Consider the following 25994-nt stretch of genomic DNA (forward strand, 5'->3'; position numbering starts at 1 on the left):
CTAAAATTTTCAAAGCAAATGTTGAAAGAAAAAGCAGGTGAAATTGCAGGTAATATCTGGAATGCACTGAATGGAACTGAAGGAATGACTGCCAAACAGTTGAAAAAGGCAACGAAATTGGTTGATAAAGACTTGTTCCTTGGCCTAGGCTGGTTATTAAGAGAAGACAAACTTTCTGTAGAGGAAGTTGAAGGTGAACTTTTCATCAAATTGATCTAAGCGAGTATCTCACTTATGCAATAAAAAATGCGTTGGTACATTATTATAATGTTATCAACGCATTTTTTTTTATTCTACCATTTACGTATCTTTGCACACCGAAAAAATAAAATAAATTAGAATTCCGTATGAAGAAAATACGAAACTTTTGCATTATTGCTCATATAGACCATGGTAAATCGACATTAGCAGACCGCTTGCTGGAATTTACCAATACAATTCAGGTAACAACCGGGCAGATGCTTGATGATATGGACTTGGAGAAAGAAAGAGGTATTACGATTAAGAGCCATGCTATTCAAATGGAATATACCTATAAAGGTGAAAAGTATATCCTTAATCTGATTGACACTCCGGGACATGTGGACTTTTCGTATGAAGTATCTCGTTCCATCGCAGCTTGTGAAGGTGCGTTACTGATTGTAGATGCTTCGCAAGGTGTACAGGCACAGACTATCTCTAACCTGTATATGGCTATAGAACATGATCTTGAAATTATTCCTATTATTAATAAATGCGATATGGCAAGTGCCATGCCCGAAGAAGTGGAAGACGAAATAGTCGAACTGCTGGGATGTAAGCGGGAAGAGATTATCCGTGCATCTGGAAAGACGGGGATGGGGGTTGAAGAAATCCTGACGGCCGTAATCGAACGTATTCCTCATCCTGAAGGAGATGAAGAGGCTCCGTTGCAAGCATTGATTTTTGACTCTGTATTTAATTCTTTCCGTGGGATTATTGCCTATTTCAAAATTGAGAACGGAGTAATCCGTGCGGGGGACAAAGTGAAGTTTTTCAATACTGGTAAGGAGTATGTGGCAGATGAAGTAGGAGTACTGAAGATGGAGATGGTTCCACGTAAAGAGCTTCGTACAGGCGATGTAGGGTATATCATTTCCGGAATCAAGACTTCGAAGGAAGTAAAAGTAGGAGATACTATTACACATGTAGCTCGTCCTTGCAGTAAAGCTATTGCAGGCTTTGAAGAAGTGAAGCCTATGGTATTTGCCGGGGTATATCCGATTGAAGCCGAAGAGTTCGAAGACTTGCGTGCTTCGTTAGAGAAATTACAATTGAATGACGCTTCTTTAACTTTCCAGCCGGAATCGTCATTGGCGTTAGGTTTTGGTTTCCGTTGCGGTTTCTTGGGATTACTACATATGGAAATTGTGCAGGAACGTCTCGATCGTGAGTTCAATATGAATGTGATCACGACGGTTCCGAACGTTTCTTATATGATCTATGATAAACAGGGAGAAGTGAAGGAAGTGCACAATCCCGGAGGTATGCCCGATCCGACTTTAATTGATCATATTGAAGAACCATATATCAAAGCTTCTATTATAACGACTACCGATTATATCGGTCCTATTATGACGCTTTGTTTGGGTAAGCGTGGTGAGTTGATCAAACAAGAATATATTTCGGGCAATCGGGTAGAGATATTTTATAATATGCCTTTGGGAGAAATCGTTATTGATTTCTATGATCGACTGAAGAGCATTTCAAAAGGATATGCTTCATTTGATTATCATCCGGATGGTTTCCGTCCTTCAAAACTTGTAAAATTGGATATCATGTTGAATGGTGAGCCAGTGGATGCGCTTTCTACATTGATCCATTTTGATAATGCGTATGATATGGGTCGCCGGATGTGTGAGAAGTTGAAAGAGTTGATTCCTCGTCAGCAGTTTGATATAGCTATTCAAGCGGCTATTGGTGCTAAGATTATAGCACGTGAGACGATAAAAGCAGTTCGTAAGGATGTAACGGCGAAATGTTATGGTGGTGACGTAAGCCGTAAGCGAAAGTTGCTTGAAAAGCAGAAAAAAGGAAAGAAACGAATGAAGCAAATCGGTAACGTGGAGGTGCCTCAAAAAGCTTTCCTCGCTGTACTGAAGCTGGATTAAGATACTGCCGCAAGATGATTTTTCAGAGTCTTTTTCTGAACAAATCGTTTTGCGGTTAGTTTTTTATATACCAGGTGATTGCTCTCTGTCTACAGAGCTTTCCCGGGCAATCACTAAGATTAAAAATATATTTATAAATATGAGAAAAGTTCTGTCTTTTTCGGGTTTCCTGATATTGGGACTCGTTATTTCACAATTTCTGCCTATGTTGGCAGGTAATGGTTATGGAACCGTCAAGCAGGTAGCGAATGTGCTACTCTATGTATGTCTTAGTTTTATAATGATTAATGTAGGTCGGGAGTTTGTTCTCGACAAGTCCCATTGGAAAAGTTATGCGCAGGATTATTTTATAGCGATGGCTACTGCGGCCTTGCCTTGGTTCATGATTGCAATCTATTACGTTTTCGTATTGCTTCCATCCGAATATTGGAATAGTTGGGAGGCATGGAAAGAAAATCTATTGCTTAGCCGTTTCGCTGCACCTACATCGGCAGGTATTTTGTTTACTATGCTGGCTGCTATCGGGTTAAAGTCAAGTTGGATTTATAAGAAAATTCAAGTGCTGGCTATTTTTGATGACTTGGATACTATTATTTTAATGATTCCGCTTCAGATTATGATGATCGGATTGCGTTGGCAGTTGATTATTGTAGTAGTGATTGTATTTTGGCTTTTGGCAATTGGTTGGAGACAGTTGAATAAATATGATTGGCGTCAGGACTGGAAGGCAATTCTCTTTTATTCGGTACTTATTTTTCTGGCTACACAGTTGCTTTATCTTGGTAGTAAACAACTATACGGTGAAGAAGGAAGTATTCATATTGAAGTGTTGCTGCCGGCATTCGTGTTGGGCATGATTATGAAGCATAGGGAACATGACACCGCTGTAGAGCGAAAAGTATCTTCTGGAGTTTCTTTCTTTTTTATGTTTTTGGTAGGAATGAGTATGCCCCATTTTATCGGGGTGAACTTTGCAGAAACACATACTGGTACCTATTCGGTTACTGGTTCACAGGAAATGATGTCATGGGGAATGATTTTATTCCATGTACTGATCGTATCCTTCCTTTCTAATATGGGAAAACTTTGCCCGATGATCTTCTATCGTGATCGTAAATTAAGTGAAAGACTTGCGCTATCTATTGGTATGTTTACTCGTGGTGAAGTTGGAGCGGGGATTATATTTATCGCTTTAGGATATAATTTAGGTGGTCCAGCGTTGGTTATTTCAGTTCTAACTTTGGTACTCAATTTAATTTTGACAGGAATATTCGTTCTTTGGGTGAAAAAACTTGCTTTAAGGAGTTATTCTAATTAAAAAATCTGTCATCGAATATAAATGCTGTTTCGATTGTTGAGTAATCTTGTTTAAAGAAATATTCTTTAGAGGAAAGTATAAAAATGAATAAGAGAAAACGAGACTGTCTCACAAAAAATGCACCTCAAAAGTTTCTATTTAACTTTGAAGTGCATTTCAAAAAATGAGTTCAGTCTCGTTTAGTTTATTATTTCTTGTTTAAGAAGCGTTTAGCCAGATATCTCCTTATTGGTTCATCATATAGTTTCAAGCATAGATAAGCTAATAATATATTCCATGCGTAAACGCACAATGCAACTTGCCAAGTTTCTTCAAGGGTGAAAAGTTGATTTTTAATCAACCACGCATAGAATAAATACATGAATGGATAATGTATCACATAGATTGGATATGATATGTCTCCCAAGAACTTGCATATCTTAGTTGATTTTTTGTCTGTGGTAGTGCCCGACGCTCCCAGCCAGAGAAGAATAGGGAAAGCTATGATAATGCAAAATGCTTCATAAATGCCGTTTGTACAAATGGGATTTGTACCTTCTAAATAAGGTACTGCGAATAAAAGAATTAATATAATTGTACATATCCAAAAAGCACCTCTTACTTTGATAGGCTTGAAATTACGTGATAAGAGCATACCCATAGAGAACGGGAAAAGCATTCTCAATAGTCCACCTACAAAGTTTATACCGTCTAAAGTCCAACCTACTCCTATGTTTCCATAACCTGAGACATCGAAGATCGCGAATAGTACCAATGCTATCCCTAATAATACTACCAGTGCAGTCAGTGCCTTGTTTGACAAGCGACGAATAAATATGGCATAAAGAATATTTCCTATGTACTCAAAGAACAATGACCAACAAGGACCGTTTAATGGAAACATCTCACCATTGCCACGGACTTCGTAACCTACACCAGGCATTGCAGGAATGAAAAATATGGTAAAAAGGAGAGATAGCATGATCATTGATATGCCAATATGTGTTCCGTCCCATTGCACGCAACCCTGAATATAGAATGTAATAGCTCCTAGAACAGCCCCCATCACTACCATAGGATGAAGACGTATCAAACGGCGTTTAAAGAAATCTTTCATTGTAAAATTTTTCCCCCAGCGATCATCGTATGCGTAACCGATAACAAAGCCCGAAAGGATGAAGAAAAAATCTACTGCTAAATATCCATGATTAAAGCCTTCAATAGTACCACTGCCACTAGCGAATGCATAGCCTTCAAATATATGGTACCATATGACCATAAGTGCAGCTACACCACGAAGTCCATCCAGAAGGTCATAATGCGGTTTGGTGTCTGTAAAAGCTGCTGAAGAAATGTTTGACATCTGTTATTTATTATTTTAGTTAATATTTTCAGATGGCAAAGATACGGTTTACAAAATGAAGTTCTTTTGCTTAAAAGCAAAAAAGACAATAAATATCTATTTTTGGGCACGTACCCGACTGAGTGTATAAATAGAAATGCCTAGGAAAGCCGCTACATATTTCAGCTTCACTCGATTTACCAGCCCGGGATAACGCCGATTAAACTGTTCATATCGTTCTTTAGGTGAAAGTTGGAGTCTTTCTACAAACATGTGGCTGAGTTCCTTATTTACGTTCTGATGCAGTATTCTTCCCCAGTTAGCTATATCAATATATGTTTCGTAAAGAACATTCAGCTTGTCTATATGGATGACATAGATTTTGCAATCTGAAAGAGTTTCAATACTCTCTACTGACGGTTGTTTGTAATATAATGAATCCATGCCGAAAGTAATGTCACCTTCTTGGCTGAACCAAGTAGTGGTGTCTTGGCCATTGTGATGAAAAACAGAACGAGTAACTCCTTCTTCGATGAAATAAACCAGTTGGTCCGTTATTCCCGATTGTACTATATAAGTGTTTTTGGGGTAATATTTTACCTGCATGTTCGCTTGCAATGCTTGTAGTGCTTCGTCGGAAACCGGGTAGACTTGTCTGATTTTGTCGATGATATTTTTCATTGAAGGGGAATTTCATTATTCTACTTGCAAACTTACGTAATTTTATTAATTCCTAGAAATTATCTATTTTAAATCCATAGATATATAGAAATAAAGGGGTGGACCGCTGATACAGAATAAATAACTCAATGGATAGAATATTGATTCCCCAAGAAGTAGATACGGAATATAAATAATAGACCACAAAGTAGCCCTAGTTTTGTCATTATAATAAGGTGGGATAAATATCTACTAATAATAATAGTTAAATAACTATATGTTTTAGTAGGATAACTACTTATATTAGTTGATTGTTTAAATATAAATATTATATTTGCACTGTAATACTAAATAGTAGCATAAAAGGTATGAAACGATTAACAGTAAAAGAAGAAGAAATTATGCGAATGTTCTGGGAGAATGGACCTATGTTTGTTCGTGAGCTATTAGCATATTATGATGAGCCCAAACCGCATTATAATACGGTTTCCACACTTGTGAGAGGCTTAGAAGAGAAAGGATTCGTAGGATATAAGCCTTATGGAAATACTTATCAATATTACACTCTTATATCGGAGAAGGAGTATAAAAGTTCTGCTTTGAAAGATGTTATTTCACATTATTATAATAACTCCTATGTGAATGTTGTGTCTTCTTTTATTGAAGAAGAAGGGATGTCTGTTGATGAATTGAAAGCATTGATAGATCGTATTGAAAAAGGACGTTCTAAAAAATAGCCTTTTACTTTTTGGATTAATATATCTTGGAGAGCACTCAATTTCTAAATAAGTTGATACGATGGGAGAGTTTTTATTTTATTTACTGAAATCAGGATGTTTCCTGACTGTCTTTTATCTGCTTTTTAAGTTATTAATGAGTGGAAGTACTTTTTTTCGCTTTAACCGGGTGGTATTAATAGTCGGGACATTAGGATGTTCTTTATTACCTTTGATAGAGTTTACTACTGTGGATGAAACTCTCTTCACTGCTCCTTTGCGGACTATTCAGGAGGCTTTGGGGGATGAACAAAATATGGCGTATTTGGATGGGGTGAATTGGGATATACAGTTGAATAAAAATGGAAATGAACAGACTGGGAATTGGTATCCTGTTGTTTTGGGGAATATGTATATTGGAGGTGTTTTATTTACTTTATGTTGGTTGATGGTTTCTCATTTTAGGATGCTTCAGTTAATCAGAACGGGAGAGATGCATCAATGTGGTAAATACAAACTAATCGTTGTTTCACAATCGGTTTCATCTTTTTGCTGGGGAAAATATATTGTTGTTTCTGCTTCAGATTATTCTCGGCAAGTAAACGAAATATTACTTCATGAGACGATGCATTTACGTTATCGTCATACGCTTGATTTATTACTTATGCAGTTCTTTTTGGTGTTTTTCTGGTTTAATCCGGTGATTTGGTTGTTAAAACGTGAACTACAAGAAGTACATGAATTTGAAGCGGATAATGGAGTACTCAAGACAGGCATCGATGCAACAAAATATCAACTTTTATTGGTGAAGAAAGCTGTTGGTACAAGGCTCTACTCTATGGCTAACGGCTTTAATCACTCTAAACTTAAAAAACGTATTACTATGATGTTAAAAGAAAGAACAAACCGTTGGGCAAGGTTGAAATTATTGCTTATTGTGCCCGTAATGGCCGGGACGCTTTATGCGTTTGCACAGCCGGAAGTAAAGGCGACTTTAGCACCTATTGTGGAAGAAGCCCCTCAGCAAGGACAGGAAGATTCTTATTGGGAACTGGCAAATTTCTTTAGTAATGAGGATCATGCTTATCAAAGTCAAATGAAAGATAAGAAGGAATCTCATTTGCATACTAATTATCTTTTTGTAAATAGAAAGAATCGAATTATGTTCAATTGGGATCTATTAGAACAAAAGGATTTGCAGAAGGTATTAGAAGAGAAACTTTATAATTCCTGGAAAAAGAATCCTCAAAATGCAGAACTTATATTATATCAGTTTGATTGGAATGCTAATGAAGGTTCAATAAAAAATATTTTTCAAAGCATAAAGAATGCGTATATTAATATTCGGGCAAGAATAGCATTAGAATCTTCGAATAATAGCAAGGATTATTTAGATTCTGTATTTCCGATTCTTGTAAGGCAAGGGGCAACCTCTAAAAAATATGGGAAGATTATATATGATTCTAAAAAAGAAGAAAAACAGGAACCTGCTGAAGTGATAACTGAAGCGACTGTTACTCTTTATGGATCTTCTGACGAAACGAAGATAGAGTTGAAAAATTTTACTTTGGAGGAATTAAGGAAGGAAGTAATGGATCTTAAAACAACATTAAAAGATTCAAGTGAAATAACAATTGGCTTGAAAGCAAATAAGGATTGCCCTATAGGTGTTGTCGAAGATATAAAACAAATACTCAGAAATTGTAACGTATTGAAGGTTAATTATTGCCGACAAAGATAAATATAGAGGGCTGCAATAGTTTTATAGTTTCATTAATTTGTAACTTCTAAAATACAGATAAACGCAGATTATCGCAATTTGAATGTCTGTTTTACATGAAAATTGCGTTAATCTCGCGTTTAATTAGCCAATTTCCGATTCTTGTTTTACAAGTTATTTTATGGGGATTTCCCTTTCTATGTAAAGTGGAATCAGGTATGTAGAATGATCTAGTAGATAGATTAATCTATTAAATCATCTTCTCCATCACCAATAGGTAGAATCTTTTGGCTTTCTTCATGAGGCAATTGTTCTACTTGTCGGAGTTTTCGTTCAATAGCACGGGTGCGTTTACCCATTACTTCTTCTAATTGGTCACCGGCATTTTGCAGATTCTTTTGTACTTTTTCGAGTAAACCTCCGAATTTGCTGAATTCTGTTTTAACGGCACCCAATACAGTCCATACTTCTCCGGTTCGTTTCTGAATGGCAAGAGTACGGAATCCCATTTGAAGGCTATTTAAAATAGCACCTAAAGTTGTCGGTCCTGTTACAACAATCTTATATTCCTTTTGAAGAGTTTCTACAAGACTGGTCCGTCGGATTACTTCTGCATAGATACTTTCAAATGGTAAAAACATAATAGCAAAGTCTGTTGTAAAAGGAGGATCTACATATTTATCATGAATATCTTTTGCCATCTTTTTGATTGTATTTTCCAGTTGTTTTCCGGAAGATTCTATTAATATAGTATCTCCGGCCTCAAATGCATCATAATATTGTTCGTAGACATCCTTGGGGAATTTAGCATCAATAGGTAGATAAACAATACTGTTGGCATCGTCTTTTCCCGGCAATTTGATAGCGAACTCGACAAACTCTGTTCCGCTTTTTTTTGTCTTGACGTTGGTAGCATATTGTTCCGGACTCATCATTTGCTCTAATAAAGCACCAAGTTGTACCTCACCGAAAGTTCCTCGCATTTTGACATTACTCAACACTTTTTTTAATCCACCGACATCTTGTGCCAATGATTTCATTTCTCCCAATCCTTTCTGTACATTTTCAAGTTGAGAACGTACAATCTCAAAAGATTGACCAATCCGTTCATTCAACGTCTTTTGAAGCTTTTCTTCTACCATCAGACGCATATCATCCAACCGCTTTTCGGTCGATTGGATGAGTGTCTCCTGTTGGCGTGCCATCGTGTCAAACTTCTGACGTTGTAATTCTCCGGTTGTCATCATATTCTTATGCAGAACATCCTGAAGCTGTTGCAAGTTCTGATTCAGCGTTTGCATCATCTCCATGCGGAGTTCCCGAATACTGCGGTTTAGCTCTTCCCGGTTCTCCTGCATCTGCTGTCGCAAAGCTGTTTGTAATTGTTCTGTCTGAGCCTGGTTATTACTTTTAGTAAGTGATAATATGAGTAAAGCTATTACTAGTGCTGCTATAACAATAAGTAAAATCAGTTCCATCAATAAGTTAAGATTTCATTTCCGGTTTCAGTAATCAGAATCATATTTTCCCATTGTGCAGAAGGCAGGCCGTCATCTGTGCAAACGGTCCATCCGTCAGTTTCGTCTATAAATATTTCAAAAGTTCCCATGTTGATCATGGGTTCGATGGTGAAAGTCATGCCTGGCACAATTACCATACCTGTTCCACGACGTCCAAAATGTTCCACGTCCGGCTCTTCATGGAATTTCATACCTACACCATGTCCGCAAAGTTCACGTACGACACTATATCCGTTCTTTTCTGCATGTTCTTGAATGGCAGCACCTACGTCTCCTAATTGTTTCCATGGTTGGGCGGTAGCAATACCAATTTCTAAACATTCTTTGGTTACCTGGACTAATTTACGCATTTCAGGGCTGACTTCTCCAATCATAAACATACGAGATGCATCAGAAAAGTAACCTTTGTAGATAGTAGATACATCCACGTTGATAATATCTCCGCTTCTCAGAAGTTCCGATTTGCTGGGAATTCCGTGGCATACGACATCATTGATACTTGTGCACACACTTTTGGGAAAGCCTTCGTAGTTGAGTGGAGCAGGGATAGCTCCGTGACTAGTGGTAAAGTCATACACCAATTTATCAATCTCTTCGGTAGACATTCCTTCATGAATATTGGCGGAGATATAATCAAGTAATGCGGTGTTGATTTTAGCACTTTCGCGAATTCCTTCCAACTGTTCAGGAGTACGGAGCACTTTGCGTGGGGGGAGCTTATATCCTTGTTTTCTAAGTTTCTGTATCTTTTCTTCTATTTCTGCCGGATAATTGGATGGGGTAAACCGGAATCCCTTGATAAACTTTTTCATTATAATAGGATGTTTTTTCTGAATCTTTTTACAAAATTATATAGAAAAATCGAGTTTTTCTACACCAGCGTAATAAAAACCGAGGCCAACCCGCAAACTCTGCTTCATACTTCGTTTAATTGTTATGAATGTCCTATATTTAAGGAGTGTAACTAAAAAATCTCAAATATGGACAAAGACAGAATCGTGGCCGGCCTTGATGTCCACAAAGATACAATTTATCTCTGTGTGATGGACAATACAGAGTCCGTTATTTTTGCAAAAGTTTATGGTACATTGACTCCTGATTTACAACTTATGTGTTCCGACATGGTTTCTCATGGGGTGACAGAGGCAGCAATGGAAAGCACTTCGACCTATTGGGTTCCAGTGTGGAATGCCTTGTGCGAGAGCATGTCTCTCAAATTGGTAAATCCTTATTTTATAAAGCAGCTTCCCGGTCGCAAGAGTGATGTGAAGGATGCCCAATGGATAGCGGAATGCTTGTTGAAGAATCTGATTCGGGGAAGCTTTGTGCCGGATAAGACAGTGCAGGACATGCGCAAGTATAACCGTCGCATCTTCGACCTGAATGAAGACCTGACGTATAACACCAATAAACTGGACGCTGCTTTACAGCGATGTGGTTTTCGGTTAAGTAACTATGTATCCCGAGTCAATGGAAAAAGCTATCAGAAGTGCGTCCGTGCAATAATAACCGGTATAACAGACCCTGAGGAGCTGGTGAAACTCATTCATGGAAAAACTCTGCGTAAATACGGACGCAACATCATAAAGGATGCCGTAACGGGTGACTTCCACCAGGCAGACATCTGTTTGTTAAAGCAATACGCAGAGCTTATAGAGGTAATCGAGCGACAAATCGAAGAATGCAGGAATGCTCTCATTGCCATGTGCCAGGAACACTTCCCGAAACAATTCAAACGTCTACAGAGCATCCCCGGTGTTAAAGAACGCGCCGCTTCGGCTATAATTGCGGAGACCGGGGCTGACATGAAACCGTTTGAAAAAGCAACAAACCTCGTAGGATGGTGTGGATTGAAACCACGCAATGATATAAGCAACAATAAAGTCAAGAGCAACAGGACGACGCATGGGAACCGATTCCTGCGTCAGATATTGATTGAAATATCCTGGGTCGCATCAAGAACCCGCAACTGCTTTTTCTCAAACTTCAGCTACGTGCAATGCACCCAACGCCATAAGAACAAGATGAAGATACAAGTAGCCATCGCCCGAAAGCTATTGGTCGCGGTATGGCACATGCTGACAAAAGACGAGGATTTTATAGATGTTTACCTCAAGCGTCTTGAAAAGGAGGCGGAATGGCAAAATGATATTCAGGCATTAGAATCGTTATGGGTCGGATAGACCTTTCCGATATACCTCTATCGACAACATAATTACCTTTGTGCTGCCACAGGAGCGCGTTTACAAAATTATTGTATCCATAGAGGGATTGGACACCGGCGTAGTCCTTTCAGGCTGAAGAGGAAAGTAACAAACTTTATTACTTCGGACGACAAAACACTTGTCGTCTTAGGCGTTTTGTGGGAAAATTTACGGACTATAAGTATAATTAATTAGATACAAGTAAGTTACATACGAATATAAGAGCTGGGGATTTTTCTTTTTAGAGGAAAGGTAGAGAATAAAATGGAAGATATACTTCCTTCTCATCTAAAACTTTCCTACTTTTACGGCAAAATTAAATAGTTTGCACATATGATCTCTTTCATTTTCACACGTGGAAACGAAAGAGATCATATGTGAATTCGAAAAGATTCACGTGTGGAAACGAATACTTTTTAGAGTAATTATTAAATAACGGATGTGGCATGGCAAAATATGATATATATAAGGTGCATGGTATTGATAACAAAGAGAAGGAAGAAAAATATCGTGCAAGAATTGTTTCTGAGGGAACGATTAGCAAAGAAAAATTATATAAATACATAGAGAAAACTTCCGGTGGATTCAATCGTGCGCAAGCTGATGCTATAATGACTTGTATTACGGATGCTGTAATTGAATTTCTGCGTGATGGTTATATTGTACAATTAGGCGAGTTGGGATATTTGTCGGCTACCGTTACGAGCCGTCCGGTAAAAGAGAAAAAAGAAATCCGTTCGGGTTCTGTTCATTTTAAAAATGTAAATCTTCGTATTAGTAGTAGTTTGCGCAAAAGTATGCGTTCAATTCCTTTGGAACGCGTAGAAAAGCCTGCCTTGGCTTCTAAAGAAATAACTTTAAAACAGAAAGAAGATATTTTAAGAAGTTATTTGGAGACTCATCCATGCATAACTCGAACTGATTATTGTCATATTACTCATACACTGAAAAGTAAGGCAGTGGACGATTTGAATCAGTTTGTGACTGACGGGTGGTTGAGTCGATATGGGGCAGGACGGACTGTGATTTATTTGTTGGTGAAATAGTTCTCCTAAATCTGCTTACCGAATTTTTACAACATAATAATTAGAATCAAGTGTAATTAATGTTCTTTTCCTACATAGAGGGCAGATGAAATTAATTGCATAATTTCTAGATTAATTTTTTCTTTCTTTAAGTTTGAAGAAAGTAAAATTGATGAATATTTTACCCATATCGCATCTACAAGATTTCCAATAGTAGTAAAACTACTAATCGTAGTTTCAGTAAATTCTAATCCATAATCTTTAGCTAAGGTTTGGGTTAAAGAATTTGTCAATAAGCCAGCAAATAAAAGACTATTATAAAACTTAATAGAAGATACTTTACTTCTACACAATCCTCGTACCAATTCAAATACATCATCCCTATTTCTAAATGATTTGTATTTATTTATTTTTTGTTCCTCTAAAAGATAATTGTATTTTTCTTTTATCTTACTTACTATGTCTTGCTTTTCAGAAAGACTTTTATGTAATTCATTATTTGCCACAATTAAGCTTTGCAAACGTTGTTTACTATCGCCTAGACTCTTTTTTATTTCTTCATTTTTTTCTATACTTTCCTGTACGTAATTCTCTAATTCTTTATTTCGAATTCGCATCTGCCCGATTTCATTTGTGGCTTTTTGTAGAGCTAATTCGCTTTGAGATAAATTTTGCGTCACACTTTCACACTCTTCAGTGACTTTCAGAAGAGAATTTTTCAATTGTTTTACTTCAATTTCTAAGTTGTTTTTCGTGGATTGCAATTCACTCACAATATTTATGCTTCGCCAGTTTGTTCGGGCTATAGATATTTGCTTTTCATTTAAAGAGAAAGAGTTACTTCCATCAGTATTATACAAAATAGGAAAGCTCCAACCACATCTACCGCAAAACTCAGAAGTGATAGAAACCACTTTGTCACATACGGGACATAATTTGGTTGTATTCCCTATAAATATCTGTTTTTCAGATATCTGTTTGACTATATCTAGCTGTTGCAACATCAAGCGTTGGCAATCTTTTGCCAGAACATTAATCTCTTTTTTTATTTCCTCCTTCTTTGCTTCAGCTTCCCTCTTCAGCATTAATTCTTTTTCCTCACGCAGTTTTTGAGCAACATCTTCTTTAACTTTATTAATAGCGCGGAGTAAATCATTTAATGCGTTCTTGGGATTCTCCTCATAATTGATAAAATCTAACGGACGTATCAGTAATTTAAATTTCTTGTTATACTGGCTATTATCAATTTTTACCGGTATAATTGTTTTTTCTCCATCTAGGGCTTCGAAAATTTCGCCAGCAGTCCATATCGATTCATTTGAATGCTTAGATGAAATGAATACAAGCATTTTTGATTCAGTAATTGCACTTGTGATAACTTCTATAAACTCTTGTCCGCTATAGATGCCATCTCTGTCAAACCAATAAGAAATACCATTTTTATCGAAAATATTTTGGATTTCCGTTATTGCATTCTCAGGTATTATATTTTGGTTGGCATCAACATAATCTTTGCGTGAATAGCTTATAAAAACGTCGTACTTGTATTCCATATTATATCATAATTTATTATATTGCAATCTGAATCCAAAGTTACAGAAATATTCTATCATATAAATGACTTTTCTCAAGTATTTAATGCCGACATATATCTTTTTATTGAAACAATTCTATACCGGTGTGAAATTTGAACAGGAGGAATATGTTTTCTTGTTAATTCAATTTTATTAAAACTCTTACTTTTGTGCCTTATTATTGAGATACTGTCAGTAGGTCCTCTAGGTATAATTAGTTGATGTTGCTATAGAAGAAAAGTAGAAAATCAAATGTAAGATATATTTTTTCATTTCTGTAAGTTTATGTTTTACCAACTATAAGTAATATTGCATTGAGGAATTCATTCCCATTTTTTTAGTATCATATTATGTTGATATTGAATCCCTGTCTTTATTTTCCAATGTTTATTTAGTTTAAAAGAAATATTGCTACCAACTTCTGTCGGTATTGCTTCAGAAGGGAGTCCTCGGTATCTTCGATTATTTAGATTCTGCATACCGTATATACTCAGAGTCCATTTATTGGATAAGTGATATTCCATAATAGTGTGCATATGGAAGTAATTGGACATTTTTGAAAAGTTACTTTTACTTCTCAAGTAAAAGTTTTTGCCATGAATAAGTGGGTAGAAAGGTTGAATTAGAGAGATAAAATCTGTTTTTATGTTAGTTGAAAATCGTAAGAGATTACTAGATGCTGGTTTAAGTGTTGGCAATGTAGTACCAAAATCAATATATGATTTTGCTTGGTGAAACTCGTGCTCTAACGTTTCAATTGTATTTTTGTTAATTATAATTTCCTGATCAGATTCTAGCAGCTTTTTTAGTTTCAACGAATCCTTTGGGCTCCATTGCTGTGCGGAAATAGACATAGATAATAACAATAAATATAAAATAATGGCTTTGTGTTTTCTGTGATTCATACATCTGGTTAAGTTTATTGTATTGACGTAGAAAATGTATGAATCCTGCTTTATATTGTTTGTGGACGCTTGTTGTTTTACAAATTGTAACAATCCTTTTTTTAAATTATTCATGATAGGTATTAACTATTAGGATAATCTTTTTCTAATAGCATATTTTCAAGAGGTAATTTTATAACGTTGCTGCTTTAAACACAGGTTTTATTTTTTGAATTTCCGATTCAAAGCCGAACCAGTAGCCGTTTCCTTCTTCATCAACCGGTAAAAAGCATAATCTTAGATTTTCCTTGTAAGAGCCATATAGCACTTTCCAATTCTCCGGAGGTGTTTGTCTCTTTGTTCTAACTTTTTCTGCCGGAATCTTTTTAAGAGACATGCCTGCTTCTATCCAGGCAACTGTTACTTGAGTCAGAAAATCCGGATAATGGTACTTACAGAAATCATAAAGAATCAATCCGCGTTTCTCTAGACTTAAAGGGTTATCTATCACATCAGTTTCAATGAGATAATGAAGTAGCTCATGGAGGAATTGCTGATTTTCCAAGATTAAAGTACGGGTAATTCCTCTCCATGTAGGAGTATTATAAAAGCCATCTAGCAATCGGGACAAATAATGTGCTGTTTGCAATTCTTTTACAGAAATTTCTCGGGTTTGTAATACTTCATAAGGAGGGAGAGGGGAATATTGGATTCCTAGTTCTTCGGCTCTTCTTCTCATTTCCGTTCCGGGTAGTAATTTAAGAGATTCCAATTGAATTTCTCCTGCGCCATAATTTGCTAAGGTGCGTACATCTTCGAAGATTTCCGAAAGGTGATAGAGTGGAAGACCTGCAATTAAATCTGCATGAGTCTCCATATTTTTTTAAGAACAGAGATATTTGAGTCCTGCCAATGCATCGTTAAGTTTGCCTATTCGTCTGCTTTGCTCAAGGACTGGCTCTCTAAGACTCTGTATTCCTGCTTCCAGATGCAATAAACCTTTAGGCAGAGTTGCTAGTTCCTCTTTTAATTCTTCTGTGAGTAAAGCAGGATGGATTTCAAGGTGGAAACATATATCCGGATATTCACGAAATAGATCCAGTAATGCTTTGGCTCGTTTACTATTGTAATTGAAAGTGCGATCTAAAACCCGTACATTTTTTATGTTGTGTTGATGAATAACATTCAATCGCTCCCTAATAGCTTCAATGGGAATCGTACGAACAGGCTTTTCTCCTCCACTTACGCAAAAGGCACAAGTATTAAAACAGCCTCTTGTTGTTTCTAATTGAACAAATGGTTTACTCCAATTGAAGAAACGACTTTTCTCGGGAGGAACAAGTTCTGAAAAGTGGATGACACGAGCAATACCGTTATCCTGATATTTCTCTGATTGATCCAGATAACAAAGACCGGGTATGGAACTCCATTCTTTTACCGGCTGATTCCAAACTTTTAACCAAATAGGGAATACTTCTTCGCCTTCTCCCCGAAACACTCCACTGACAAATTTGTTTCTTCTTAAGAAGTCTTCATTATCTCCAAGAAATTCCGGACCACCAAGTATGACGGAACTATTTGGAAGCAGGGACTTTGCGCGTGAAACGATATGGAGTAATTGTTCATGGTTGAATAGCCAATTGGTAGCAGCGATAATGTCGGGTTGGCAATGATAGATTTGCTGCACGATATTACCAATATTTTCGTTAATGGTTGCAGATACCATGCACCATTCAATCATGGTATCCTCCGCTATTTGAGCATGTAGTGCAGGTAGTGCCAATGATGAATGAGCATACGAACTATTTAAATCAAGCCAAAGAAGTTTCATGTGAAAGTTTTAATATTTGCATGCAAAGGTACAAAAAACTTGTGGCTTGATGCGTATCGTAAAATAAAAACGCTATTTTTGTAATACGAAGTTACGAAAAGAGTGTAATTTATTGGAACTGAGCGTAGGTTAATTGCTCATGATAGTAATAGGTTACGATTTAGTTAGTTATCTACTGCATCATCCTTCTGCGCGTTGCGTAACCTTCAAAGAACTCTTCGTATGCAAAAGTAACAATAAAACGGGAGATTTTGAAATGAATCTCCCTAATTTTTTCTTCTCATACAAGTTTTTCCGTAAAAGCGGTTTTGTCCGTCGGCACACCATCGCCCAAAAGGATTTTGGTCGAACGTATGCCGACTACGCATAAGCGGAGAAAAGGGCTTTGCCTCACGCCTAAACAACAGTTTAGACTAATGATGCAAGGCCCATTTCTTTTGTGCTTATGCCAAAGAGGTGCTTTTACGGGTTTCTGACGATTTTTCTTTTTCCACTGTTCCTTTGAGCCGTAAGCGGAAAGCCGTGTCTGACCGCCCGATCCATAAATGGAACAAGCCGTCACACACGGCAGGCAAACCGGGAAGAATGATTTTATCCGTCCGACCGTACACGCTCGGCCAGACATATAAAATCATACTTCCTTGCCGGTGGTTTGCCCGGTTTCACGCCTCCGGCTATGTCCCTTTTCCTTTTGGCGTTTTCCCTTTTTTACGGATTTCTCTTTTGAAGTTTTCCTGTCCAATCTGCCTCCACTTCCGTTTACCTCCATTTTCGCGTCTTTCAGTGAGCCGCATCAGATAGTCATTTCCGTTCTGGGCGCAAAGGTAATTCCGGGATTGGACGGGAATGCAAGGTCAAGCCTCCTGTTTTCGGAAAAAATCTCCAGCCCTGCGGGTAGTATTTTTCTAAAAAATTCTTCCAAAATATTCAGAATAGCTTAAAATGAGCGATTTACGAGAGTCTCACCTCAATAGAGGTAATGATTTGGCAACAGTTCTATTTTCTGCAATGTGCATAGGATTGCTTGTCAAACAACTCTTCTTGATTTGATTGCAAAAGTATAATAAAAATTTTGATTGGCAAAAATGCGGCTCGTTTTTTATGATTTATTTTCAGAACATATTCTGAATGTGATTAAAATTGTGACTTAGGACAGTCTCGGAACAGTCCAATCTGTCTTTTACCTACTTCAAGGTATTGCAAATATTCGCCGAAATTCGTACCTTTGCAGCCGATTTTGAATATTCAAACAGAGAATGAGGTTACGATATGCTTATGTGCCTGTACTTTTGCTCTTGTCTTTATCGACAATGGCGAATGTATGGGCATCGTCTTTCCTTTCTCGTAACGAAAGGGATTTTCGTCTTGCTGTGTCAAGTGATACGGTAAGGGGAAGTCGTACCTTTAAGCAAGATTCCATCTTCAAGACCCTCCTTCTTGGTGAGGTGGTGGTGACCGCCTCCATGAAAGAGGTGGAGCAGAAAGGCGATACCACCGTTATCAATGCAAATGCCTACAAGACTCCTGAAGGTGCTTACCTCGAAGAACTTTTGAAGCGTGTGCCAGGATTGGAATACGACAAGCAAACCAAGGAGATGACCTATAACGGTCTTCCTATCCATGAAATCAATGTCAACGGCGAAAGCTTCTTCGGGGGCAACACCACGCTTGCCCTCGAAAACCTACCTGCCAAACTCATCAGCAAGATAAAGGTATATGACAAGCGGAGCGAACTGGAGAAAATCACCAAGGTGCGCAAGGGCGGCGAAAACTATGTGCTCGACTTGCAGACCAAGCGAGAGTTCAACGGCACGCTGATTACTTCGGCTGGCATAGGCAGGGGCAACAACGACAAGAAGGAAGCCGAGTTAATATCCAACCTCTTCCGCCAGACTGGCGATAACATCTCCGTGATAGCTCGAAGTGGCAACCGATACATGACTTCTCGCTATCCCGACAACCGACAGGACAACGTGGCGATGAACTTTGCCAAGAAGTTCTCCAAGCGATTCACCCTCTATGGCAACATGATGTACAACCATTATGCCAGTGGCAACGAGAGCACCCTATATAGCGAGCAATATCTCACCACAGGCAACCGTTACCAGAACTCGGCATCCACCAGCACCAATCGCAACACGATGGGCAATGGTTCGTTGGGCATGAGGTGGAGCTTGGATGACAAGACCTATTTTAATATAGGTGGAAACTTCAGCAAGTCGAAGAGCGACAACACCAGCGACAGCCAGCAATCCACCTCTTCAGAAGGCGATGAGCGTATCAACAGCATCACGAGAAACTCGGATTCGAAGAGCGACAGCCATTCGTTCTCCGTCAATGCCGACATCACCCGAGTGTTCAACGACAAGGGTACGAGTATCAGCCTCACGGGTAGTTACTCCGACAGCAAGAGTACCAACGAGTCACATTCCCTTTCCGAGACCACTTACTATCAGTTGGAGAGCAGTCTGGGTGGCGATTCCGTGCTTTATCGCAACCAATACCAGCACTCCCCCTCCACTAATCGTGCCTATTCCGTAGGCATCAACTTGACGCAACCCTTGGCTGAGAACTTGCGCCTGCAACTCGGTTATCGCTATTCTGCCAACCGACAGGTGAGCGACAGGATTACTTACGAGAGCGAAGTATATCAAGACAGTTTGAGCAACTATACCAAGAGTCGGACTTATTCCCACGAACTCAGCCTTTATTTCAATTATAATGGCAAGCGATGGCAGGTGAATACGGGTGTGCAGATGCATCCAGAGCGGAGAAGTCTTGACCAGAAGACTGGGCTGCTCTATGCCGATACGGTGAGGACGAGCGTGAATTGGAACCCACAGTTGAATGTGTCATGGCATCGGGGCAAGACTCGCTTCGAGCTGAATTATGACGGTAGTAGCCGACAACCCGACCTTGGCAGTTTGGTTTCGCTGACCGACAATAGCGACCCATTGCACGTTACACATGGCAATCCTTCGCTCAAAGCGGCTTATAGCCAGAACTTTCGGTTGATGGGAAGAAACACTCGCCTCGGTCTTTCGGGCGATGTTAATTTCAACAACACCTATAACAGTCAGACGCAAGCCGTCTTTTACAACCTTGCCACTGGTGGCACGGAGACTTATCCTGTGAATGTGAATGGCAACTGGAACATGCGTGCCAGTCTTCGCTATCAGAAGCGATGGAAGAAGCGGTTCAATCTCTCTGCTCGCACAGGTGCCAACTTTAGCCAAAGTGTAGCCTTGGTGAACGAGGGGAAGAGCGAGGAGCCAGACCGCAGCGTCACCCACAATACGTCGTATAATGCCAACCTTTGCTTGGGTTATCAGCCGAAATGGGGAGGCTTCGACTTGCAGGGCGATTGGCGTTACCGCCATGCCACCAACCAGCTTCGTAGTACGTCCAACTATACCCGAAGTTACAACTTTTCACTGAATACTTACGCAGAACTTCCTCTTGGCTTCCAAGTCAAGAGCGATGCTGCATACTCTTTCCGTAACGGCACCAACATCAAAAAAGGCGAAGACGACCAAGTGGTTTGGAACTTAGGGGCATCTTGGCGATTCCTCAAAAAGAAGCAAGCCGAGCTTTTGCTCTATTGGTCAGATATTCTCAGCGACAAGAAAAACTATTATCGCAATGTTACCGCCACAGGATTGACGGAAAGCCGTACCTCACAAATTGGTAGTTACTTTATCATTAGTTTTAAGTATCGGCTGAATAAGCAACTGTGAAAAACATATTGAAAATCTTAGATATGTTATGATTTCTCAACAAGACAGATGAGAAACCCTATAAATCACAACAAATTACTATTGCAAATTTCATCATTTTTAGGGATTGCATACCTTCTTAGAAATATGTACCTTTGCAGCCTGATTCAAGATTATATTTAATTTTAATTATAAACATTTTAAAAGTTCAAAAAACAATGAAGATTTTTAAGAATTTCATCGGTCTCGCTGCAATGGCTCTTTGCCTCGGCTTCGCTTCTTGCAGCAGTGACGACGATGCACCTTCTTATAGCAATGTGGCTGTAAGCAACTCAGAGTTGATGACTATCCTCAAAGCTAAGGGATACCAGTTTGATGAAAATGGCAAAATGCTCCTTGACGACAAAGTCAACAGCACCACATCTCTCGACCTTTCAGGCACAAAGGTTGATACCGCTGCCTTGAAGGAACTTTCTGTTTTTCCTAATTTGAAAGAGTTGAACCTTAGCAGCAACGGCTATGGTCCAGTTTTCCATATCGCTTCACTTCCTTCACAGATTACAGGTCTTGACTTGCAAGGCAATGACATCTATGACTTCGATGGCTTGGTAACAGCCAAGGTTGAGAATGACGAGGTGAAAGCTACCATCCTCCATGAGTTTACAAAACTTTATCTCCCTGCTTCTTGCAAATATAATGTAGAGGACTTGATGCCTTTCTATACCCAGAATGAGGCAGAGAACAAGACTGTTGATATGCAGATGGTAAATGATAAGGGTTCTTTGGAGAAGTATAATACTTTGAGAGAAATTCCTGATACTTGCTTTGCAGCTTATTTGAAGATGAACTTTAGTTCGGTTTTCACTTCTGACGGAAAGTTGGACATCAGCAAACCTCTCGGTCTTGAAGACAGAGGACGCAATATTTTCTTGCAGTATGACACACAATATGCAGATATTGAAAAAATTGCTTCTATCGAAGGAATAGAATATTTTGTGAACAATCCTTTTTATGAGTCTTTTTATGTGTACATTGATGTTCAGACAAGTACAGAAGAAACTAAGCAATTTGAATGTCACAGATTATCTCCAAGACAAAATGTCAAAGGCTTGGTCGTAAAAAAGACAAATTTTATTGGAGGACTAGATTTGAGCGACGCAACTGCTCTTTCTTCTTTAGGAATCAGTAACAATCCGTCTGTAACATCTTTGGATTTGACAAATACGGCTTTTCTAAATCAGGAAATAAAGGATTTTGATGCAACCATGTCAAACTTGTTAGATTGCAGAGATTGTAAGAATCTTGAGGAAATAAAAATCAACCTCAATAATAAAAAGGTTACATCTCAAATTATTTTGGCAAACTTGCCTAAATTAAAGGCTATTAATTTACAAAGTATTGAAGCAATAGGCGATTTGGCTCTTTGTCAATTACCAAACTGTGAAATTATTTATCCAATTAATTTGATTGCATATTATCGTAGTTCTAACAACAAATTGTACGATTTTGAATCCAATCCACGCAGAAAGGTTTATTTCACTGTGTCACAAGACGTTTTAGACAAAGAAAGTACAAAGAACTTTGTCCAGACCTACTCTGCTCACTTGCAGAATGACAATAGTACATATTCAGAATATAATCCAGTAAACTGGAATTAATTTTAATAACAATTTAATTTTTTATTTATTATGTTTAAAAAAACACTTTTAATGGCGATTGCCTTCATCAGCATGATGGTTTTCGCAAGTACTGCATCAGCTCAGACAACTATCTATGGTTGCTTGGACAAAGTTTACATAAACAAGGACAAGAATCCTGTACATCAGAATGATGTTTCTCCTGCTCTTAACACAACCTTGACTCCTAATGGTGATGGTTCATACAAGTTGGAGTTGTCAGAGTTCAAAGTTGGCAAAATGCCTGCAAAGTTGAAGGTTGTTGCTAACAAAGTTGTTCTTGATGGTTCTACAGTTAACGAGTGTGACAATGCTATTATTTTGAGCTTTGGTGCAGGCTTGAAGTTTGACGCAACTATTGAGGGGTCTTATGATGCCTCTACAGGGAAGTTGGAATACACTGTAAAAAGTGTAGATGCGTCCTTCCTCGGTGTGGACTTCGATACTGAGGTTCATTTCACAACAGAATGTACAATAAAATAAATTAACTTAGGTCTTTCCCTTAAAATATAAGGAAGACCTTTGTTTGTTACATGATGAAAGCAAACTTCAAGAAAAACATCGCCTTCCTATCTTTGCTTTTTTTCGCTGTTTTTGCATTTTGTTCTTGTTCTTCTGATGAAGAAATCACTAACTCTGATGCAAATTCTGAACTTGTGAAAGAGGCAACAAACTATCTCAATGGCGAGATTGTACTTAGTACAAATGCAACGATGAATGGAGTGAACAAAACCCTTTTACCAGAGGGATGTCCTACAAAGTTTAAGTTTGAGTGGAGTAAGACTGACGCACAAACATTCACCATTTCTTTGCTTGACTTCACGGTCGGAAACATGGGAATGATTATCAATTTTAAGTGTGATGTCAAGACCATGGTTCTCAACTCTTGGGAGCAGAAAGAATATACAGGTGATGGTTGGATAAAGTTTAAGGGTGAAGATGGCTCTGTATGGGGTACAGATACAGATGGCTCTGCATCAAGTGCAAAAGGCAGTAGCGTGCAAGGCTATTACAATGCCAAAACACACGAAATTCAGTTCATCGTAAACTATAACATGATGAATGTACGTTCAGAATGTTTCTTGCAAACAATAGACAAGAATCGCATCAACAATTATGCAGCTGAATTTGAACAGTACGAAAAAGACTTGGCTGCGTATAAAAAGGAGCACGGAATCAAATAAGAGACTGTAGCTTATATATAAAAGGAAAGAGGGATATGCCCAAACATGTCTCTCTTTCTTTTTGCAAGTAAAAAATGAAGGGAAGAGAAACAAGCCATAGCGAGGCTGAAATCGTGTAAGGATTTGGAAAAAATAGAATGACAATATAAATGAAGACAATTAGAAATGTAATGCTCATCGGCTTACTGCTGATACTCGCCCTCCCTGTCTCTGCACAGCGAAAGGTGAAGTTCGATATCTTCGACAAAGCCACTGAGCAACCAATCATCGGTGCAGTCATCACCTACGCCGACAATGAGAAATTGAAATCGCCACAGCGTGTTGTTACCAACATGGATGGTGAGGCTACCATCTCGGTGCCTCAGAGTGACAAGTGTTATTACCAGGTGGTATCCGTGGGCTATAACCCTCTGAAGGGAACCATCGGAAGCGACAGCTCCCTCAAGCTCTTCATGACCGAGGACGTGATGAAGGTGAACGAGGTGGTGGTTACAGGTTCCCGCACCGCCCGACCTATCAAGCTCTCGCCAGTGAGCACGCAGGTGATCGGCGGTAAGGAACTGGTAGATGCAGGCTATGCCGACCTCACCAAGGCACTGCAACAGGAAACACCGGGTATGAATATCCAGAAGGTGGGATTCGGCAACGAAATCTCCATGCAGGGCTTGGATGCCCGCCACGTGCTTTTCCTGCAGGATGGCGAGCGACTGACGGGCGACATGGCGGGTAACCTCGACTATGAGCGTTTTAACCTCCATGCCATCGACCGCATCGAAATCGTGAAGGGTGCCAGCAGTACCCTCTATGGAAGCCGTGCATCGGGTGCCGTCATCAACCTCATCACCAAGAAAACCACCAAGCCTATCGACATTCAGGCTGGTGTACGCTGGGGACAGATGAACGAGACCAACTACAAGAATCCTGAGAAAAAGGATTTCTTGTATATGTTTGAGAAGAACGCCGACCGCCCGAACCTGCAGAGCTGGGTATCGGCAGGATTCAATGCAGGCAAGGTGACCTCGCAGACCGACGTGTGGTATTCTTCGAGCGATGCCTTCTACATGTATCAGGCGGAGAACGACAAGAAGGTCTATACCCAAGAGGCGAACCCTTGGCTCGACCACGACGTGACCATTACCAGCGTGGCTTCCCGTCCGCCAATGAGCATCGAGGGTACAGAGCATATCTCGGTATCGCAGAAGGTTTTCTACGACCCTTTCAAGAACCTGGAGATTCTTGCCTACGGTAGTGCGTTCTATATGAACACCTACGACCTCATTCAGGACATGACCTTCAGTCAGGCGCGTGACTGGACAGCTGGTACTAAGATTAAATATACATTTAAGGATTGGTTCAAGATTACCGCCTCCCTTCATGGCGACTTCTACGACCGCTTCAAGCGACACGAGCGTATCGACGAGCGTACCAAAGTGTATAAGAGCCGTATCTTCCAGCCTCGCCTCTCCATCACCTCGCAGAAGTTCGAGGGCCACGACCTCATCCTCGGTATCGAGCACCTGAGCGATGACCTGACGAGCGACCGGTTCAACGGCGATGCCTCCCACATCATGCGCACCCGTTCGCTGAAGGAAACGGAGGCTTTCCTGCAGGACGAGTGGACGATGAACGACCACTGGATGGTATCGGCAGGTGTGAGAACCAACTTCAGCCGTGCCTTCGGACTGATGGCGATGCCTAAGATTGCCTTCAAGTGGAGTCCGTCGGATCACTGGGCATGGAGAGCCAACTACTCGATGGGCTACCGTTCGCCAAGCATCAAGGAGCTGTTCTTCAACTGGGACCACCTCGGCATGTTCATGATTAAGGGTAACGAGGACCTGAAGCCTGAGAAGAACAACTACGTGAGCCTGGGCACAGAGTACTCGAACGATAACTTCTTCATCTCGGGCAATGTGTATGGCAACTTCTTCCGCAAGAAGATAGAGGGCGTATGGCGCATCTACGACATGCAGTATAACTTTGAATACACCAACCTCGCCAAGCAGAACCTCATCGGACTGGAAGCCATCATGCGCTGGCACTTCCTCAACCACTTCACGATGAATGCCACCTACAGCTACGTGAACGTGAGCAAGACGGATGGCATCCAGGTGAACACCACTTCGCCTCATGCTGCTACGGCGAGCCTCGACTATAAGTACAACAAGAAGAACTACCGACTGGGTGCCACCTTCTCGGCAAGCTACATGGGTGAGAAGAAATTTGATGTGCAGGACCGACTCTATGTAAACGGTGAGAGCCACGATGCCTACTTCCGCTGCCAGTTGCCACAGTATGTATTGTGCAACCTGTCGGTGATTCAGACCTTCTATAATAAGGTGAAGGTGACGGTGGGTGTGGATAACATCTTTAATTACGTACCAAAGACCTTAGGTTCGGGCATCACCATGTTTAACGTGCCAGCCACGGCAGGAGCCAAGGCGCATGTGCAGGTGGAAGTGTTGGTAGATGAATTGGTAAAAGCATTTAGAAAGAAGAAATAATGAAGAAAGCAT

The 25994-nt window shown here is 39.6% G+C and carries 21 protein-coding genes and 1 pseudogene; 13 read left to right on the plus strand and 9 right to left on the minus strand.

The features are described from left to right. The first annotated feature begins 18 nt into the window (after positions 1–18). From CZ225_RS10035 to CZ225_RS10045, 3 genes are all read left to right on the plus strand, one after another. Positions 19–219 carry a winged helix-turn-helix domain-containing protein gene (locus CZ225_RS10035; RefSeq protein ID WP_077154015.1) on the plus strand — a complete coding sequence of 67 codons (201 nt, stop codon included), beginning with the start codon at positions 19–21 and terminating at the stop codon, positions 217–219. A 128-nt stretch (positions 220–347) separates the two neighbouring features. Continuing rightward, positions 348–2129, plus strand: coding sequence for a translation elongation factor 4 (gene lepA / locus CZ225_RS10040; protein WP_077154016.1), 1782 nt, complete (start codon positions 348–350; stop codon positions 2127–2129). A gap of 139 nt (positions 2130–2268) precedes the next feature. After that, positions 2269–3447, plus strand: coding sequence for a cation:proton antiporter (locus tag CZ225_RS10045; protein ID WP_077154017.1), 1179 nt, complete (start codon positions 2269–2271; stop codon positions 3445–3447). 187 nt (positions 3448–3634) lie between these two features. Here CZ225_RS10045 and CZ225_RS10050 read toward each other — a convergent pair whose 3' ends face one another. Continuing rightward, the gene (locus CZ225_RS10050; protein WP_077154018.1) at positions 3635–4789 is read right to left on the minus strand and encodes an acyltransferase family protein; all 1155 of its coding nucleotides are present in this window, start codon (positions 4787–4789) and stop codon (positions 3635–3637) included. A 96-nt stretch (positions 4790–4885) separates the two neighbouring features. Continuing rightward, entirely contained in the window at positions 4886–5449 is a 564-nt protein-coding gene (locus CZ225_RS10055) for a Crp/Fnr family transcriptional regulator (protein WP_077154019.1), read from the minus strand. Positions 5450–5796: 347 nt separating this feature from the next. Here CZ225_RS10055 and CZ225_RS10060 point away from each other — a divergent pair, with 347 nt between their 5' ends. Together CZ225_RS10060 and CZ225_RS10065 are read left to right on the plus strand one after the other, a co-directional pair. Continuing rightward, positions 5797–6165, plus strand: coding sequence for a BlaI/MecI/CopY family transcriptional regulator (locus tag CZ225_RS10060; RefSeq protein WP_077154020.1), 369 nt, complete (start codon positions 5797–5799; stop codon positions 6163–6165). 295 nt (positions 6166–6460) lie between these two features. Beyond that, positions 6461–7885, plus strand: a complete 1425-nt coding sequence (locus tag CZ225_RS10065) for a M56 family metallopeptidase (RefSeq protein WP_234983031.1) — start codon at positions 6461–6463, stop codon at positions 7883–7885. Positions 7886–8106: 221 nt separating this feature from the next. On the opposite strand, the gene rmuC is transcribed toward CZ225_RS10065, so the two are convergent. Next, entirely contained in the window at positions 8107–9342 is a 1236-nt protein-coding gene (rmuC, locus tag CZ225_RS10070) for a DNA recombination protein RmuC (protein WP_077154022.1), read from the minus strand. After that, the gene (map, locus tag CZ225_RS10075; RefSeq protein ID WP_077154023.1) at positions 9342–10196 is read right to left on the minus strand and encodes a type I methionyl aminopeptidase; all 855 of its coding nucleotides are present in this window, start codon (positions 10194–10196) and stop codon (positions 9342–9344) included. The genes rmuC and map overlap by 1 nt, the downstream gene beginning before the upstream one ends. 168 nt (positions 10197–10364) lie before the next feature. Between map and CZ225_RS10080 the strand changes: the two genes are divergently transcribed. Further along, positions 10365–11567: an IS110 family RNA-guided transposase gene (locus CZ225_RS10080; RefSeq protein WP_077152882.1), complete on the plus strand. Its 1203-nt coding sequence runs from the start codon at positions 10365–10367 to the stop codon at positions 11565–11567. Positions 11568–12034: 467 nt separating this feature from the next. Further along, a complete protein-coding gene (locus CZ225_RS10085; RefSeq protein ID WP_077154024.1) occupies positions 12035–12634 on the plus strand; it encodes an HU family DNA-binding protein in 600 nt (199 codons plus the stop codon). 56 nt (positions 12635–12690) lie between these two features. Here the strand turns inward: CZ225_RS10085 and CZ225_RS10090 are convergent, their stop codons facing one another. The 3 genes and pseudogenes from CZ225_RS10090 to CZ225_RS10100 form a co-directional block, all read right to left on the minus strand. Beyond that, positions 12691–14166, minus strand: a complete 1476-nt coding sequence (locus CZ225_RS10090) for a TIR domain-containing protein (RefSeq protein ID WP_077154025.1) — start codon at positions 14164–14166, stop codon at positions 12691–12693. A gap of 344 nt (positions 14167–14510) precedes the next feature. After that, positions 14511–15092, minus strand: coding sequence for a DUF4858 domain-containing protein (locus tag CZ225_RS10095; RefSeq protein WP_129585786.1), 582 nt, complete (start codon positions 15090–15092; stop codon positions 14511–14513). 172 nt (positions 15093–15264) lie between these two features. After that, a pseudogene (locus CZ225_RS10100) lies at positions 15265–16902 on the minus strand (DUF4080 domain-containing protein). A gap of 139 nt (positions 16903–17041) precedes the next feature. Between CZ225_RS10100 and CZ225_RS23885 the strand changes: the two are divergent. Further along, entirely contained in the window at positions 17042–17272 is a 231-nt protein-coding gene (locus tag CZ225_RS23885; protein WP_200800546.1) for a hypothetical protein, read from the plus strand. A 73-nt stretch (positions 17273–17345) separates the two neighbouring features. Here CZ225_RS23885 and CZ225_RS10110 read toward each other — a convergent pair whose 3' ends face one another. Both CZ225_RS10110 and CZ225_RS23890 read right to left on the minus strand, forming a co-directional pair. Then, complete coding sequence (locus CZ225_RS10110) at positions 17346–17537, minus strand: hypothetical protein (protein WP_014224645.1); 192 nt, start codon at positions 17535–17537, stop codon at positions 17346–17348. Beyond that, positions 17534–17671 carry a hypothetical protein gene (locus CZ225_RS23890; RefSeq protein WP_007366488.1) on the minus strand — a complete coding sequence of 46 codons (138 nt, stop codon included), beginning with the start codon at positions 17669–17671 and terminating at the stop codon, positions 17534–17536. The genes CZ225_RS10110 and CZ225_RS23890 overlap by 4 nt, the downstream gene beginning before the upstream one ends. Positions 17672–18158: 487 nt before the next feature. On the opposite strand from CZ225_RS23890, the gene CZ225_RS10120 reads away from it, so the two are divergent. The 5 genes from CZ225_RS10120 (at position 18159) to CZ225_RS10140 (ending at position 25982) form a co-directional block, all read left to right on the plus strand. Then, positions 18159–20639: an outer membrane beta-barrel protein gene (locus CZ225_RS10120; protein ID WP_077154026.1), complete on the plus strand. Its 2481-nt coding sequence runs from the start codon at positions 18159–18161 to the stop codon at positions 20637–20639. A gap of 197 nt (positions 20640–20836) precedes the next feature. Next, the gene (locus CZ225_RS10125) at positions 20837–22276 is read left to right on the plus strand and encodes a hypothetical protein (RefSeq protein WP_077154027.1); all 1440 of its coding nucleotides are present in this window, start codon (positions 20837–20839) and stop codon (positions 22274–22276) included. 51 nt (positions 22277–22327) lie between these two features. Continuing rightward, the gene (locus tag CZ225_RS10130) at positions 22328–22777 is read left to right on the plus strand and encodes a hypothetical protein (RefSeq protein ID WP_077154028.1); all 450 of its coding nucleotides are present in this window, start codon (positions 22328–22330) and stop codon (positions 22775–22777) included. Between the two features lie 53 nt (positions 22778–22830). Beyond that, positions 22831–23478, plus strand: a complete 648-nt coding sequence (locus CZ225_RS10135) for a DUF4903 domain-containing protein (protein WP_394334031.1) — start codon at positions 22831–22833, stop codon at positions 23476–23478. 149 nt (positions 23479–23627) lie between these two features. Beyond that, complete coding sequence (locus CZ225_RS10140; RefSeq protein ID WP_077154030.1) at positions 23628–25982, plus strand: TonB-dependent receptor; 2355 nt, start codon at positions 23628–23630, stop codon at positions 25980–25982. The last annotated feature ends 12 nt before the right edge of the window (positions 25983–25994 follow it).

The sequence above is a fragment of the Bacteroides bouchesdurhonensis genome, assembly GCF_900155865.1.
Classification (GTDB): Bacteria; Bacteroidota; Bacteroidia; order Bacteroidales; family Bacteroidaceae; genus Bacteroides; species Bacteroides bouchesdurhonensis.

What these genes read in the sequence shown, in the direction of transcription:
- CZ225_RS10060 (WP_077154020.1), top strand. Translation starts at nt 5,797, where the DNA reads ATGAAACGATTAACAGTAAAAGAAGAAGAAATTATGCGAATGTTCTGG.
- CZ225_RS10055 (WP_077154019.1), bottom strand. Translation starts at nt 5,449, where the DNA reads ATGAAAAATATCATCGACAAAATCAGACAAGTCTACCCGGTTTCCGAC.
- CZ225_RS10090 (WP_077154025.1), bottom strand. Translation starts at nt 14,166, where the DNA reads ATGGAATACAAGTACGACGTTTTTATAAGCTATTCACGCAAAGATTAT.
- lepA (WP_077154016.1), top strand. Translation starts at nt 348, where the DNA reads ATGAAGAAAATACGAAACTTTTGCATTATTGCTCATATAGACCATGGT.
- CZ225_RS10050 (WP_077154018.1), bottom strand. Translation starts at nt 4,789, where the DNA reads ATGTCAAACATTTCTTCAGCAGCTTTTACAGACACCAAACCGCATTAT.
- CZ225_RS23885 (WP_200800546.1), top strand. Translation starts at nt 17,042, where the DNA reads ATGATAGTAATAGGTTACGATTTAGTTAGTTATCTACTGCATCATCCT.
- CZ225_RS10140 (WP_077154030.1), top strand. Translation starts at nt 23,628, where the DNA reads ATGAAGACAATTAGAAATGTAATGCTCATCGGCTTACTGCTGATACTC.
- CZ225_RS10135 (WP_394334031.1), top strand. Translation starts at nt 22,831, where the DNA reads ATGAAAGCAAACTTCAAGAAAAACATCGCCTTCCTATCTTTGCTTTTT.
- CZ225_RS10080 (WP_077152882.1), top strand. Translation starts at nt 10,365, where the DNA reads ATGGACAAAGACAGAATCGTGGCCGGCCTTGATGTCCACAAAGATACA.
- CZ225_RS10120 (WP_077154026.1), top strand. Translation starts at nt 18,159, where the DNA reads ATGAGGTTACGATATGCTTATGTGCCTGTACTTTTGCTCTTGTCTTTA.
- CZ225_RS10130 (WP_077154028.1), top strand. Translation starts at nt 22,328, where the DNA reads ATGGCGATTGCCTTCATCAGCATGATGGTTTTCGCAAGTACTGCATCA.
- CZ225_RS10085 (WP_077154024.1), top strand. Translation starts at nt 12,035, where the DNA reads ATGGCAAAATATGATATATATAAGGTGCATGGTATTGATAACAAAGAG.
- rmuC (WP_077154022.1), bottom strand. Translation starts at nt 9,342, where the DNA reads ATGGAACTGATTTTACTTATTGTTATAGCAGCACTAGTAATAGCTTTA.
- CZ225_RS10095 (WP_129585786.1), bottom strand. Translation starts at nt 15,092, where the DNA reads ATGAATCACAGAAAACACAAAGCCATTATTTTATATTTATTGTTATTA.
- CZ225_RS23890 (WP_007366488.1), bottom strand. Translation starts at nt 17,671, where the DNA reads ATGGAGGTAAACGGAAGTGGAGGCAGATTGGACAGGAAAACTTCAAAA.
- CZ225_RS10035 (WP_077154015.1), top strand. Translation starts at nt 19, where the DNA reads ATGTTGAAAGAAAAAGCAGGTGAAATTGCAGGTAATATCTGGAATGCA.
- CZ225_RS10065 (WP_234983031.1), top strand. Translation starts at nt 6,461, where the DNA reads ATGGCGTATTTGGATGGGGTGAATTGGGATATACAGTTGAATAAAAAT.
- CZ225_RS10110 (WP_014224645.1), bottom strand. Translation starts at nt 17,537, where the DNA reads ATGATTTTATATGTCTGGCCGAGCGTGTACGGTCGGACGGATAAAATC.
- map (WP_077154023.1), bottom strand. Translation starts at nt 10,196, where the DNA reads ATGAAAAAGTTTATCAAGGGATTCCGGTTTACCCCATCCAATTATCCG.
- CZ225_RS10125 (WP_077154027.1), top strand. Translation starts at nt 20,837, where the DNA reads ATGAAGATTTTTAAGAATTTCATCGGTCTCGCTGCAATGGCTCTTTGC.
- CZ225_RS10045 (WP_077154017.1), top strand. Translation starts at nt 2,269, where the DNA reads ATGAGAAAAGTTCTGTCTTTTTCGGGTTTCCTGATATTGGGACTCGTT.